The organism is Lactobacillus helsingborgensis (assembly GCF_000970855.1).
Lineage (GTDB): Bacteria > Bacillota > Bacilli > Lactobacillales > Lactobacillaceae > Lactobacillus > Lactobacillus helsingborgensis.
The window spans coordinates 1149230-1163316 of sequence record NZ_KQ034046.1 but is presented as its reverse complement, the minus strand read 5'-3'; the positions used below and the strand labels follow the sequence as shown (position 1 = coordinate 1163316).

General features: G+C 36.7%; 17 protein-coding genes and 1 other annotated feature. Of the genes, 16 read left to right on the top strand and 1 reads right to left on the bottom strand.

Translation table 11 applies throughout. The annotated features are described in order from the left end of the window. Window positions 1-31: 31 nt before the first annotated feature. Window positions 32-104: a sequence feature (ribosomal protein L21 leader region), on the top strand. A gap of 13 nt (window positions 105-117) precedes the next feature. The 13 genes from rplU to JF73_RS05340 all read left to right on the top strand — a co-directional run bounded on the left by rplU (window position 118) and on the right by JF73_RS05340 (window position 10266). Further along, window positions 118-432: a 50S ribosomal protein L21 gene (rplU, locus tag JF73_RS05400; protein WP_038523174.1), complete on the top strand. Its 315-nt coding sequence runs from the start codon at window positions 118-120 to the stop codon at window positions 430-432. A 7-nt stretch (window positions 433-439) separates the two neighbouring features. Next, window positions 440-739 carry a 50S ribosomal protein L27 gene (gene rpmA, locus JF73_RS05395; RefSeq protein WP_276308982.1) on the top strand — a complete coding sequence of 100 codons (300 nt, stop codon included), beginning with the start codon at window positions 440-442 and terminating at the stop codon, window positions 737-739. A 148-nt stretch (window positions 740-887) separates the two neighbouring features. After that, the gene (locus JF73_RS05390; protein ID WP_046327279.1) at window positions 888-1997 is read left to right on the top strand and encodes a M24 family metallopeptidase; all 1110 of its coding nucleotides are present in this window, start codon (window positions 888-890) and stop codon (window positions 1995-1997) included. Between the two features lie 72 nt (window positions 1998-2069). Continuing rightward, entirely contained in the window at window positions 2070-2639 is a 570-nt protein-coding gene (gene efp / locus JF73_RS05385; RefSeq protein WP_038523166.1) for an elongation factor P, read from the top strand. Window positions 2640-2658: 19 nt separating this feature from the next. Next, window positions 2659-3117, top strand: coding sequence for an Asp23/Gls24 family envelope stress response protein (locus JF73_RS05380; protein WP_046327278.1), 459 nt, complete (start codon window positions 2659-2661; stop codon window positions 3115-3117). Next, entirely contained in the window at window positions 3095-3493 is a 399-nt protein-coding gene (nusB, locus tag JF73_RS05375) for a transcription antitermination factor NusB (protein WP_038523160.1), read from the top strand. The genes JF73_RS05380 and nusB overlap by 23 nt, the downstream gene beginning before the upstream one ends. Window positions 3494-3543: 50 nt before the next feature. Then, window positions 3544-4392: a tetrahydrofolate dehydrogenase/cyclohydrolase catalytic domain-containing protein gene (locus JF73_RS05370; protein WP_046327277.1), complete on the top strand. Its 849-nt coding sequence runs from the start codon at window positions 3544-3546 to the stop codon at window positions 4390-4392. Further along, window positions 4382-5749: an exodeoxyribonuclease VII large subunit gene (gene xseA / locus JF73_RS05365; RefSeq protein WP_046327276.1), complete on the top strand. Its 1368-nt coding sequence runs from the start codon at window positions 4382-4384 to the stop codon at window positions 5747-5749. The genes JF73_RS05370 and xseA overlap by 11 nt, the downstream gene beginning before the upstream one ends. Then, window positions 5730-5972 carry an exodeoxyribonuclease VII small subunit gene (locus tag JF73_RS05360; protein WP_046327275.1) on the top strand — a complete coding sequence of 81 codons (243 nt, stop codon included), beginning with the start codon at window positions 5730-5732 and terminating at the stop codon, window positions 5970-5972. The genes xseA and JF73_RS05360 overlap by 20 nt, the downstream gene beginning before the upstream one ends. A 12-nt stretch (window positions 5973-5984) precedes the next feature. Beyond that, complete coding sequence (locus JF73_RS05355; RefSeq protein ID WP_046327274.1) at window positions 5985-6851, top strand: polyprenyl synthetase family protein; 867 nt, start codon at window positions 5985-5987, stop codon at window positions 6849-6851. Then, window positions 6851-7663 carry a TlyA family RNA methyltransferase gene (locus JF73_RS05350; RefSeq protein WP_046327273.1) on the top strand — a complete coding sequence of 271 codons (813 nt, stop codon included), beginning with the start codon at window positions 6851-6853 and terminating at the stop codon, window positions 7661-7663. The genes JF73_RS05355 and JF73_RS05350 overlap by 1 nt, the downstream gene beginning before the upstream one ends. A 9-nt stretch (window positions 7664-7672) precedes the next feature. After that, a complete protein-coding gene (gene recN / locus JF73_RS05345; protein WP_046327272.1) occupies window positions 7673-9361 on the top strand; it encodes a DNA repair protein RecN in 1689 nt (562 codons plus the stop codon). Window positions 9362-9381: 20 nt separating this feature from the next. Next, window positions 9382-10266 carry a GNAT family N-acetyltransferase gene (locus JF73_RS05340; protein ID WP_143435085.1) on the top strand — a complete coding sequence of 295 codons (885 nt, stop codon included), beginning with the start codon at window positions 9382-9384 and terminating at the stop codon, window positions 10264-10266. 37 nt (window positions 10267-10303) lie between these two features. Here JF73_RS05340 and JF73_RS05335 read toward each other — a convergent pair whose 3' ends face one another. Further along, window positions 10304-10579, bottom strand: coding sequence for a hypothetical protein (locus tag JF73_RS05335; protein WP_046327270.1), 276 nt, complete (start codon window positions 10577-10579; stop codon window positions 10304-10306). A gap of 205 nt (window positions 10580-10784) precedes the next feature. On the opposite strand from JF73_RS05335, the gene gmk reads away from it, so the two are divergent. The 3 genes from gmk to priA all read left to right on the top strand — a co-directional run bounded on the left by gmk (window position 10785) and on the right by priA (window position 14081). Next, a complete protein-coding gene (gene gmk, locus JF73_RS05330) occupies window positions 10785-11399 on the top strand; it encodes a guanylate kinase (protein WP_038523133.1) in 615 nt (204 codons plus the stop codon). A 1-nt stretch (window position 11400) separates the two neighbouring features. Further along, window positions 11401-11619, top strand: a complete 219-nt coding sequence (rpoZ, locus tag JF73_RS05325; RefSeq protein ID WP_038523130.1) for a DNA-directed RNA polymerase subunit omega — start codon at window positions 11401-11403, stop codon at window positions 11617-11619. 62 nt (window positions 11620-11681) lie between these two features. Continuing rightward, entirely contained in the window at window positions 11682-14081 is a 2400-nt protein-coding gene (gene priA / locus JF73_RS05320; protein WP_046327269.1) for a primosomal protein N', read from the top strand. The last annotated feature ends 6 nt before the right edge of the window (window positions 14082-14087 follow it).

Sequence of the window (14087 nt, the reverse complement as noted above, 5' to 3'; positions counted from 1 at the left end):
TATTATAAAGTAGTTGTATTTGTGGTTTCCTCCACATCTGCAACCGCACATTTCGGGGCAATAAGTCTTTTTAAGCACCTCGATTGGCGAGTCTAAGTAATTTTTGGAGGGTAGTAAATGTACGCAATTATTAAAACCGGTGGTAAGCAATATAAAGTTGCTGAAGGCGATAGTGTTTTTGTTGAAAAGCTAGAAGCTGCTGAAGGTAATGAAGTAACTTTTGACGAAGTAGTTCTTACTTCTGATGGCAAAGACGTTAAAGTTGGTACACCTTTAGTTAAAGGTGCTAAAGTTGTTGCTAAAGTTGAAAAGCAGGGCAAGGAAAAGAAAGTAGTTACTTTTAAGTACAAGCCAAAGAAGCACTCACATTCAAAATATGGTCACCGTCAACCTTATACTAAGGTTACAGTTGAAAAAATTGAATTAAACTAGAGGTGAAATAATGATGAATATTTTAAATCTTAAATTATTTGCCCACCACAAAGGTGGAGGTTCTACTGCTAACGGCCGTAATTCAGCTGGTCGTCGCTTAGGCGCCAAAGCTGCAGATGGTCAAACTATTCACGCCGGCTCAATTATCTATCGTCAACGTGGTACTAAGATTCACCCAGGTAAAAATGTTGGCCAAGGTGGAGACGATACTTTATTTGCATTGGTTAACGGTGTAGTTAAGTTTGAACGGAAGGATAAATACAGAAAGCAAGTTTCTGTTATTCCCGTTGAAGAAGAAGCTAAGTAATTTAGTTCTTAAATAAGAAGGCGAAAAGCATATGCTTCTCGTCTTTTTTCTGCTTTATTTTACAAAAGAATGGATAGTAATTTGAATATCTTTAGGGTTAAAATTTAGATAAAAACGAAACACGAGAGATCAACAGGAGAATATAATTATGGCTGAAGAAGATGAATTATTAACTTTAATTAATAGGCGAATAAGCAAAGTAATTGATTTGATAAAAGAGCAAAATGCTGATGGCTTACTAATTTTTAATCAGGCTAATTACCGTTATCTTACGAACTTTACTGGTGAAGAAGCTCAGTTAATTTTAACCACTCGAGGAGATCGTATTCTTCTTTCTGATTCACGCTTTGATGATCAGATTAAGGCGCAGGCTCCGGGCGAAATTAGTGTAATAATGAAAAAAGAAGACCAAGACGTTGAGATTGCAAAGCAGCTGCAGAAAGCAAATCTCAAAAAGGTCTTGGTTGAAGGTGAATTTGTTTCAGCTGTTGAATTTAACAAGTTGCAAAAGTTAAATCCGCAGGTTGACTTTGAGATTTGTGAAGAATTAGTCGAAAAAGTACGCAACGTTAAAGATTCACTTGAGTTAGAAACTTTACGCAAAGCAATTGATATTTCAATGGATAGCTTTAACGAAATATTGCCACTAATCAAACCGGGAGTGGTAGAACGGAAAATCGGAGCTAAATTAGATTACTATTTTAAGATTAACGGTGGAGATGGGCCTAGTTTTGACACCATTATTGCTTCAGGAGTTAGATCTGCTTGGGCTCATGGAGTTGCAAGTGACAAAGTGATTGAAGATGGTGATATGGTAGTGATTGACTTTGGTGCCTTCTACCATGGTTATGCTGCTGATATTACCAGAACAGTGGCCGTTGGCAAAGTCGACCAGGAAATGCATAAAATATATCAGATTGTTCATGAAGCTCAGCGTCGTGGCATTGCCGCTGCGGTTAAAGGTAATCATGGTAGTGATGTTGACCAGGCTGCTAGAAGTTATATCACTGAACAAGGATACGGGCAATATTTTGGTCACGGTATCGGTCATGGTATCGGCTTAGAAATTCACGAATTATGCCAACCAGCTCTACCATTTGGCAAACAAGAATTGCTTAACAATATGGTGCATACAGTTGAACCAGGCATATATTTGCCTAATAAGGGTGGCGTAAGGATTGAGGACGATATTTTGGTTCATGATCAAACTCCTGAAACACTGTCAACCTTGCCTAAAGACAACTTAATTTCTTTGTAAAAGTTAAATAATAATTATAGTAAAATCGCTTACTAATTGGTAAGATAATATTATGGAGATGAGGTACTCAATATGACAATGATATCAGTTAACGAATTTAAGAATGGCTTGACCATTAAGTATAATAATGACTTATGGCGTATAGTTGAATTTCAACACGTTAAGCCTGGTAAGGGTAGTGCATTTGTGCGTTCAAAGCTGAAGAGCTTAAATACAGGTGCTGTGCAGGAATATACTTTCCGTTCTACCGCTAAGGTTGAGACTGCTGAAATTGAAACAAAAACTATGCAGTATCTATATAATGATGGTTCAAGTTATGTCTTTATGGATAATAAGACCTATGACCAGCTAGCAATTCCGAATGAACAAATAAAAGATGAAGCTAAGTTTTTAAAGGAAAACATGGAAATTAGCGTTATTATGCATGAAGGCCAGACTTTAGGAATTCAGTTGCCTAATACTGTTGAATTGACGGTTGCCAAAACAGAGCCTAATATTAAAGGTGACACGTCTTCTGGTGGTGGTAAGCCTGCAACTATGGAAACTGGTTTAGTCGTTAACGTACCTTTCTTTATTAATGAAGGCGATGTTTTAGTAATTAATACAGTCGATGGTACTTATGTATCTCGTGCGAACAAATAATTAATCGAGGTAAACAAAAATGGCAGATAGTTCAAAAATTGTCTTAGATGATAAAAATAACGGTGAAGAAATTGAAATAGATCCAAGTGTTCTTGAAGTTATTATGGGCATTGCTGCCGAAAAAGTTGACGGAGTTGCTGGAATGCACGGCAATGTCAAGTCTGGGATCAATCGCGTTTTAGGAAGAGAAGACCGCGGTAAAGGTGTATCCGTAAATATTGACGATGAACACAATTTGGTTGCTGATGTTTACGTCTCTATTGAGGCGGGTAGAAATGTACCTAAGATTGCAATGGATCTGCAAAAATCTTTAAAGCAACAAGTATTGCAGATGACAGACTTAACTCTTAATGAAATTAATGTTCATGTTACCGGCTTAGAATTTCCAGACGATGAAGATGAAGATGGCAGCGGAACTTCTCAGCTATTTTCTGACATAGATGAAAAGAGTAAAAATGAATCAACACCAAAGTCGTAGAGTTGCAATGCAGGCTGTGTATTTGGCTAATCAGGATGTTAAGTATTCAGCTGCTGAAGTTGAAGCTAAAACTGTTGCAATGCTTGATTTGAAAGAACTTTCTGCTTATGCCAAAGAAATAATTGAAGGCGTAATTGAAAAGAGAGATGAATTAAAAGGTGAGTTGGCTAGTTTTTTGAAAAAAAACTGGCGTATCAATCGGATTAATCAGATCTCGTTAGCAATTTTGGAAGTTGCTTTATATGAAATAAAGTACAGTAAAGAAATTGAGCCCAAAGCTGCAGTAAATGAAGCTTTAAACTTGTGTGATGAATTTGCTGATCCTAAAAGTAAACCATTTATTAATGGAATGTTGGCAAATTTTATTCAAAAATAACTAATAGTCGGCTTTAAGCCGGCTATTTTTTTAGAAAAGGAATAGACTTAATGGCACAACTTTTGGACGGCAAGCACTTAGCTGACTTACGAGCTACTAAACTTAAGCAAAAGGTAACCCATTTAAAAAGTGAGGGCATACAACCCTTATTCTGCGTAATTAATATTGGTAATGATCCCAGTAGTAAAATTTATTTAAAAACTAAAAAAAGACGAGCAAAAGAGATCGGCATCAAACAAAAATTGTTTCAATTATCATCTTCTGTGACACAAAAAGAGCTGCTAAGTTTGATAAATTGTCTGAATGAAGAAGAAAAAGTCAATGGTATCATGATTCAATTGCCTGTACCCGGGCAGATTGACTTAAATGAAGCTCTGGCTGCGATTGACCCTGAAAAAGATGTAGATTGCTTAACTCCCGCAAATGTTGGCCGCTTGTGGCGCGGTGACCATTTTGTTGAACCTGCAACTGCGCATGGCATTTTAACACTATTAGATTATTATCATATTGAGTTGAAGGGTAAGAATGTGGTTATTATTGGTCGCAGTAGTATAGTGGGCAAGCCCCTTGCGGCAATGATGCTTGAGCGGGATGCAACTGTATCAATTCTGCACTTAAAAACTAAAAAATTATCCGAATATACCAAGAGGGCAGATGTGTTGGTTGCTGCTGCAGGACAGCCTAATCTGGTAACAGCAGATATGGTAAAAAAAGGTGCTGTTATAATAGATGTAGGAATAAATCGCTTTAACGGCAAAATAGTAGGGGATGTTGATTATGCTCATGTAACCAATGTCGCTAGCTATATCACCCCTGTTCCAGGTGGAGTAGGTCCATTGACAGTTGAATCTTTAATGGAGCAGGTAGTTCAGTTGACAAGGAGAAAACATGGAAAATAGTAAGTATCTTACGGTTTCAGATTTAAATTACTATATCACACAGAAGTTTAAAAATGACCCGTATTTACATAAAGTTTTTCTTCAAGGAGAATTATCAAACTTTCGCTTTCGCCGCAATTCACACCAGTATTTTTCACTGAAAGATGAAAAATCTAAGATTAATGTGGTAATGTTTCGCTCCTATTTTGATAAAGTGAAATTTAAACCAGAAGAAGGTATGAAAGTTTATGTGACAGGATATGTAAACGTTTATAGTCCGCAAGGATCTTATCAATTTTATGCAGAATCGATGGAACCGGCTGGACTGGGTGCATTATACGAGCAGTTACAGCAGTTGCAACAGAAATTAGCAAAAGAAGGCTTATTTGATAAGCAATATAAAAAGCCTTTGCCGCATTATCCCGATTATATCGCTGTTGTAACCAGTGCCTCGGGAGCAGTTATTCATGATATTCTGGTGACAGTGAATAGAAGATTTCCTCATGCTGAAGTTGATTTATTTCCGGCTCAAGTTCAAGGAGATACTGCCGCGGATTCATTAGTAGCTGCTATGAAACAAATAGCTCAGTTCAAAGATAAGTACGACGTCATGATTATTGGTCGAGGTGGCGGTTCTCTTGAAGATCTGTGGCCCTTTAATGAAGAACGAGTCGTTCGTCAGGTTTTTGACATGAAGATGCCAGTCATTTCCTCCGTTGGTCATGAAACGGATACGACCCTATGCGATTTAGTGGCTGATGTGCGTGCAGCTACTCCAACTGCGGCTGCCGAATATGCTACACCAAATATACCTGATGAATTAATAAGTATTAGGCAATTGCAGAACGCTCTTGTTTCCAGTATACAAAATATTATTAGGGTGCGCCGCGACACTTTAACTCGTATTACTAATTCTGTCATTATGCGCGAACCTGCCAGACTTTATGATGAACAGGCCCAAACGCTCGATATCCTGCGTGACAGGCTTCACAATAATATGGTGCACCAGTTGGAAAATGGGCGCCACGATTTTCAGCTGACAAACCAAAAATTAATAGCAGTTAGTCCTAATAAAAAAGTAACTTCTTTACTGCAGCAGATTGATTTTTGTCAGCAAAAGCTAATAACGAGTATCAAACATTTTTTACAAGCAAAAAGCAATATTTTGGGACAAACTGCTCAGCAACTAGATGATTATAGTCCGCTTAAGACTTTAAATAGGGGCTACACCTATGTCACTGATAGAGCAGATAAAACGATCAGTTCAATTAGCCAGACCAAAGTTAAAGATGAAGTCAATATCCATTTCAAAGACGGACAAGCCAAAGCTATAATTAGTTCAACTAGGAGAAATAAAAATGACAACGAAGAAAAATAATTTTGAAGAGGAATTAGCAAAATTGCAAACAATTGTTAATAATTTGGAAAAAGGTGATGTGCCGCTTGAAGATGCCCTTGAACAGTTTCAAGCCGGTGTAAAACTAAGTCGTGATTTAAATAAAAAGTTAACTGCAGCTGAAGAAACTGTAGCTAAATTAATTGACAGTGATGGTACGGAACATAAACTTGATCCAAATGACGCTGCAGCACCAGAAAAATAGAAGAGAATCATTATGACTTTTAAAGAATTTAAAGCAACTTGGACACCAATTATTGACAGCTATTTAGCAGATCATTTAAAAAGTGAAGTTAATGATACTAAGATTAGTCAGATTATGTCTTATTCCGTAATGGCTGGAGGAAAAAGGCTTCGTCCTTTACTATTTTTGGCAACTTTAGATGCCATTAATTCTAAAATAAATGATGAAGAAATTAGGATTGCTTGCGGAATTGAACTAATTCATACATATTCATTAATTCATGATGACTTGCCCGCTATGGATAATGATGATTACCGCAGAGGTAAATTAACTAGCCATAAAAAATGGGGTGAGGCCGAAGCGATTCTTGCTGGGGATGCCTTGCTACCAATGGGCATAAAATGGATAGCACAAGGAAGCAATTCAGCTAAATTAGTGGCAATAATCACTGAAGCAGTTGGTCCCAACGGTATGGTTGGTGGTCAATATTTAGATATTGATTCTACCAATAACAAAAGTGTGGCTGATAACTCTGATTTTATTAACAAGATGGAGTGGTTAAAAACAGGCTGTTTAATTAAGGCCTGCGTTGAAATGGCTGTTGAACATGGCAATGCCAGTCCTTCTCAAAAAGAGTTGCTACTGCAGTTTGCTCAAGATTTTGGCCGCTCTTATCAAATTTATGATGATTTAGTCGATGTAGTCGAAACCAGTGCAGAAGCGGGTAAAAAGACACATAAAGATTTGGAAAGCGGTAAAAATAACACGTTGACCTTGCTTGGAATTACCAAAAGCCGAGTAGAATTGAATAAATTAATAGCACATGCTCAAAACTGCTTAAAAGACATTAATTCAGACATTTTGACTGGCTTTCTTGATTTATATAAAAAGGTACTGTAATGACAAAACAAAGAGCAGACGTTTTATTAGTTAAGCAGGGAATATTTAATTCTCGAAATCAGGCTCAGCGAGCTATTATGGCAGGATTAGTTTCTGATCATAATCATCAAAGAATTGATAAAAGTGGTACTAATTTTCCAATAGATGAAACTTTTTTTGTCAAACAATCAGGTAAAAAGTATGTTTCTCGTGGTGGGTTTAAGCTTGCGAAAGCTTTAAAATCTTTTCAAATTGATTTAACAAACAAAATTTGTCTAGACATAGGTGCATCTACTGGTGGTTTTACAGATGTTGCCTTACAAAATAATGCCAAAATGGTCTATGCGTTAGATGTTGGTTATAACCAACTGGCATGGCAATTACGTGATGACCCGCGTGTGATAGTGATGGAAAAGCAAAATTTTCGCTATAGCAAGCCTGCTGACTTTACTCATGGTTTGCCTGATTTTGCCATGACAGATGTTTCATTTATTTCACTAGATTTAATTATGCCGCCGATGTATCAGATCTTAAAAGACCAGTGTGATGCTGTTTGCCTAATTAAGCCCCAATTTGAAGCGGGTCCTGATCAAGTAGGCAAACATGGTATAGTTCATGATCATGCCGTCCATTGCAGCGTAATTGAGCATACCATAGAAAAAGCATGCGAAATTGGTTTTAACGTTCTTGATCTTGATTATTCGCCGATAAAAGGTGGTAAAGGTAATATTGAATTTTTAATTCATTTACAAAAAGACGAAAAAGATGGCGGCAAATTGCTCTGGGCTAAGAGACCAGAAGATATTGTTGCACAGGCCGTTGCCAATCTTTAGGAGAGGAATATGTTAGTTGAACTGGATATTAAAAATTTTGCCATTATTAAAGCATTGAAGGTTCGCTTTCAAGAAAATATGACTGTATTAATTGGTGAAACTGGTGCTGGTAAATCAATTATTATTGATGCAGTTTCACTATTGATGGGCGGTCGCGGCCAAAAGGAAATGATCCGTAGTGGTGAAAAAAAGGCTGTGGTCACTGGTCTGTTTGAACTGGACCATGAAACTAAAAAGATTACCGAACTTTGTGAACAATATGGTATACCAGATTCAGAAGAACAATTGATTATTAGCCGTGAATTAGCTGCTAAAGGAAGAAATGTCGTGCGCATCAACGGTCAACTGACTACGATTAATGTTTTACGCGAACTGGGTAATTATTTAGTTGATATTCACGGTCAAAATGATCAACAAATTTTAATGGATCAGGATAGGCAAATTGATCTGGTGGATAATTACGCTTCTTCCAAATTTAAGCAGGAGCTTGCCCAATATCAAACCGATTTTAGTAATTGGCAAAAATTAACTGCTCAAATTAATCATTTACATCAAGACGCACAGGAACTAGCACAAAAGCAGGATATTTTATCTTTTCAAAATGAGGAATTATCTAAAGCTGATTTAAAGGATCCTCATGAAGATGATGAGCTTGAAGACGAATATGATGAGTTAAATAATTATCAGAAAATTGTTAATACAGCCAACTATTTAATGCAAATGTACGATGATGAAGATCACGGCATTGAAACTTTACTTGGAAAAGCGCAAAATGCCGCAAATGAATTGGCTGAGTATGGGTCTAAGTTTAAAGATATAGCTAAGACAATTGATGACGGAGTTTTCGCTATTAGTGATGCCCGTAGTGAACTGTCAAATGTCTTAGATGATATGGATTTTGATGAAGAAAGATTTCAGTATGTTTCAAATAGGCTGGATCTGCTTAACGGTTTAAAGAAAAAATACGGTCCTTCATTAGAGGATGTATTTGCATTTTATGCCAAAGTACAAAAGGAACTGGGACAATATGAAACTGGCGGACTTGATGAAGAAAAATTGCAAAAACAGCTGGGAGAACTAGAAAATAAATTAAAAGTTGAAGCACAGAATTTGCATGAAATTAGGAAAAATGTCGCTTCCACTTTGGAAAAGAAAATAAAACAGGAATTGGCAGATCTTTATATGGCTAAGGCCCGTTTTAGTATTGATTTTTCCAAAACTAAGACTTTTACCAAGAAGGGCACCGATAATATTGTCTTCTTAATAGCGCCAAATCCCGGTGAAGAATTAATGCCGCTGGTTAAGATCGTCTCTGGCGGAGAGCAATCACGGTTAATTCTGGCTTTGAAGGCAATTTTTAGTAAAGTTGAACCAGTGGGGACAATGATTTTTGATGAAATTGATACTGGCGTCTCCGGTCGCGTTTCCGCGGCAATTGGTCAAAAATTGCATTCAATTGGTGAAAATAAACAAGTAATTGCGATTACACATTCACCCCAAGTAGCAGCTGCGGGAGATCAGAAATATTTGGTAGCCAAGAAAGTCAAAGATGGTGCTACTTATACTCAAATCGGGCCTTTAACTCAGGAAGAAACAATAACTGCAATTGCAGAAATGATGGCTGGTAGTGACGTGACGCAGGCAGCTAAACAAAATGCCAAGGATCTGATGAGGAGCTTTAAAAGAAAAAAGAAATAATAATATTGAAAGGCAAAAGAATGAAAGTTATTGAAAGAATTACTTTAAATAACGAGGAGACCAAACAGGCTATTGGTTTAAATAAAAAAATAAATAAAGCAGATAACACCTACTCAAAAATTTATTTAAGCAATAAATACAACTATTTTAGTGATATGCCAACATTTGTCTTAGCTTATGAGGAACAAAAGTTAATCGGTTTAACAATGCTATATGCTGATGACGGTCCAAATGAAGAAGTAGAAGTTCACTTGGTAGTTGATCCTGAATTTCGCAGGCACCATGTTGCTACAAAGATGTGGGCGCATGCCAAACAAATTATGTTGCAATATGGTTATCATAAATGGGAATTTGTGTCAGAAAAAGTTTTTTTAGCAAAAAATCCAGACTTTTTAGCAAATTGTAACTTAACAGTGGTCAAAGAAGATTCTGATTATTATATGCAAACCTCAGAGCCAGTATCAATTGAAAAGGCTGACAAATTAAATCAGGTTTTAGCCGTTAAGCCTTTAACAACGAACTACGTTGCTCAAGTTGCCACAGCACACAGTAACGCTTTTGGAGATGCCATTGCCACTTCTACTAAATACATCAAAAATTCCTTGTTGGATAAAGATACTAAAAGTTTTATTTTATTAAAAGATAATGAAGTTGCTGGCTATTGTGCCGTTGATCATGGTGATAATGAAGATTACTTTTTCGGATTGTTTATTGATAAGCCATTTCGGGGACAAGGGTTTGGTACTTTTTTTATCAAAAAAATGATTGCAATTTTGCAAAAAGAAGGTAGCAGAGTTTTTGCTTTAAATGCTGACGTCACCAATAAAGCGGCTATTCATATTTATGAAAAAGCTGGTTTTAAAATATTAAGCGAAACATTGTATTTAAAAAGCCAAGAATCATAAAGATCCTTGACTAAATTTTTTATTAAATCCAGTTGTTTTAGGCAAAGTCAATACGAAAGATTGAATCAAGATCAACTATTTTGATTATTTTTTTATTGGCTGAGCGCAAAACATACCTTCCCGCAGATACTCGTCCTGTAATTTGACCAATCTCACTTAGACCATCTTGATAAGAAATCAAGACAAAAGAGTGTTGCATTAATGCTTTGTTGAGGGCAGCCAAAACTTCATAATTGTACTGACTGTATATGCTTAATCTATCTTCATCATAATCAAAAAAATAATGATATATTTTTCTTAGTGAATTTTTCATTATAAATGCCTCAATTTAGACCGAACATTCGTTTGACTATCAATATTATAAGAACATTTGTTCAAAAACACAAGTATTAAATCAAATATTTTTGGTAAAATCCAATATACTGCTTGCTAGTTAATTACATAAAATTGTCAAAACTTGAAAATATTTTCATTTTAGTGCAAACTAGACGTAATAGCTTTTGATAGGGGAGTATGGCATGGCAGAAAAAGGTTTGTTACTTGTCCTTTCGGGACCTTCGGGAGTTGGAAAAGGTACCGTTAAAAGTGCAATTGTGGAAAATAAAGTCTTTCCGTTTGAGTATTCAGTGTCAATGACCACTAGAAAGCCTCGACCTGGTGAAGTTAACGGCAAAGATTATTATTTTGTCACTCAAGAGCGATTTGAGCAGGCTATCAACCAAGGTGAACTTTTGGAGTATAATCAATATGTAAATAATTTTTACGGTACTCCATTGGCACCTGTAAAGAAGATGCTTAATGAAGGTAAAGATGTTTTACTAGAAATTGACGTCAACGGTGCGCAAAAAGTGCGTGAGAAGATGCCTGATGGTGTTTTTATATTTTTGACACCGCCTGACTTGCATACATTACATTTGCGGTTGGAAAATCGGGGCACTGAATCCGAAGATGTGATCATGGGCAGAATTAAGCAGGCTCGGCATGAGATTCTAGTTATGCAGGATTATGATTATGCTGTGGTAAATGATACCGTGGCTAATGCTGTTGATCACATTAAAGCTATCGTCGATGCGGAACATGTAAGTGTTAAACGCGTAATTGATACATATCGTAAAATGGTTAGGGAGGATTAAATTGAGAGTTACATATCCATCTATAGATAAATTGTTGGCTCAAGTTGATTCAAGATATTCATTATCAGTTTTAGCTGCTAAGAGGGCGCATGAGTTGGAAGACGGTGAGCCTGAGGCTTTAAAAAATTATAAATCGCAAAAGCCTGTTGGCAAAGCTTTAGAAGAAATAGAAGCTGGCAAAGTTACCGTTGATCCCAATCATCGCGAGGTTAATCAGTAATTAATAAAATTTTATGACCTCCATCCTAAAAGAGATGGAGGTCATTTTTTCAAGGTGATTTAATGATTGCGCAAGTTATTGTTGATGTTGCTGCTAAGCAAACAGATCGAGTTTTTGAGTATCATATCCCTGATGAACTGGGCGAAGTAGAGGTTGGTTCGCGCGTTTTTGTGCCTTTTGGCCCGCGGAAAGTACAAGGATTTGTAATTGGTCTAAGTACAAAAAGTAAATATCAAGGTGAATTAAAAGACCTACTTTTGGTGGTGGATGAGATGCCGCCTTTAACCAAAGAATTAATTACGCTTTCCCAAGCTTTAGCCAATCACGTTTATTCATATCGCATTTCAATTTTAAAAACTATGCTGCCTAGAGTTATGCGGGCAAATTATCGCAAAATTCTGGTTCCAGTGTCTGCTAAAGCCAAAAAATTACGTCTGTTTCAAGGGGAACCACTTGATTTAAATAGAGTGACTAACAACAAGCAAATTGCTGAAATTCGCCATCTTTTACGCTCAAATGATGCTAAAGTCGAATACCTGGTGGAAAATCGCGCTAAAGTTAAAACTGAAAGCCAATATTTATTAACAAAAACAAAAGAAGATTACGTAAATATATATGAAGCGATACGCTCAAACGCCACCAAACAGAAAAAGCTGGTCATGTTTTTAATTGAAAATTATGCCAAGTTTCCTCTTTTACAAAACGAGATTGAGCAAGATGCCAAAATTAATACTGTTTCGTTAACTAATGCTGTCAAAAAAGGTTGGCTTAATAAAAAACAGGTGGAAATATATCGTAATCCGCTAGATGACTATGATAAAGACGAAAATCAAAATAAAAAGATTATTTTGAATCCTGATCAGAAAAACGCATTAAGAAAAATTATACCGATCATTAATGAAAAACAAGCGCAGACTTTTCTGCTGGAAGGTGTGACCGGTAGCGGTAAAACCGAAGTATACTTAAATGCTATTAGTGCAACTTTAAAAATCGGCAAAAATGCACTCATGCTGGTACCGGAGATTTCTTTAACACCACAAATGGTAGAACAAGTCAAAAGTCATTTCGGTGAACAAGTTGCTGTTTTGCATAGTGGCTTGTCTGAAGGAGAATTATATGACGAATGGCGCCGAATAAGACGGGGTGAAGTACGTGTTGTTGTGGGAGCCCGTAGTGCTGTATTTGCACCATTAACAAATATCGGGTTAATCGTAATTGATGAAGAACACGAATCTTCCTATAAACAGGAAGATAATCCCCGTTACCATGCGCGCGATGTTGCCATTTGGCGCAGCAAATACAACTCATGCCCTTTACTATTAGGTAGTGCAACGCCGGCACTTGGGAGCAGAGCACGTGCACAAAAGGGAGTCTATCAATTACTGCGGCTGCCACAACGTGCAAATAAACAAAGTTTGCCTGAAGTAAACTTAATTGACTTAAAAAAAGCCAACTTTACTGGTGGTCAATTTGACTTGTCTGTTGAACTCGTCACGGCAATAAAAAATAGAATGGCAAATAAAGAACAAGTTATTCTAATGCTAAATCGACGTGGTTTTGCCAACTTTATGCTCTGTAGAGAATGCGGCTACGTAATGAAATGTCCTAATTGTGATCTTTCGTTAACAATGCATAAAGATACACAAAAAATGCAGTGCCATTATTGTGGCTATACTGCTGCTATTCCAAGAGAGTGTCCTAATTGTCATAGTAAAAATATTCGTTTTTTGGGTACCGGTACGCAAAAGGTCATGGCAGAACTCAATAAGTTAATACCGGAGGCGCGTATTTTACGTATGGACGTTGATACCACCAGACGAAAAGGTTCTTTTAAAAAAATATTGGATGCTTTTGGTGATCATGAAGCAGATATTTTACTGGGTACACAAATGATTGCCAAAGGGTTAGACTTTCCTAACGTTACTCTTGTAGGAGTGATTAATGCTGATACTGGTCTGTGGGTGCCTGATTACAATGCCTCTGAGAGAACATTTGAGCTTTTGACTCAAGTAGCAGGTAGAGCAGGCCGAGCCGAAAAAAAGGGTGAAGTTATCATACAAACTTTTAATCCTGATCACTATGCCATCAAACTGGCGCAAACGCAGGATTATGAACGGTTCTATCAATATGAAATGCGTGTGCGCCACGCAGGCAATTATCCACCTTATTTTTACACGGTTTTAATTTCAGTTGCTGCTAAAAAAGAACAAAATGCTGCTCGCGAAGCATATAAAATAAAGAATTGGTTGCAGCCACAATTAAACCGTCAAACGATTGTATTAGGACCAACTCCCAGCGCAATTTCTCGCTTAAAAAATCAATATTATTATCAAATACTGGTAAAATATAAAAAAGAGGATCAACTCAACCAATTATTACACCAAATTCAAGATTCTGCGCAAAAGGTTAAAAAGTATGGTTTATCTGTTTATATTGACAATGAACCGGAGCGCATTATGTAAAGGGGA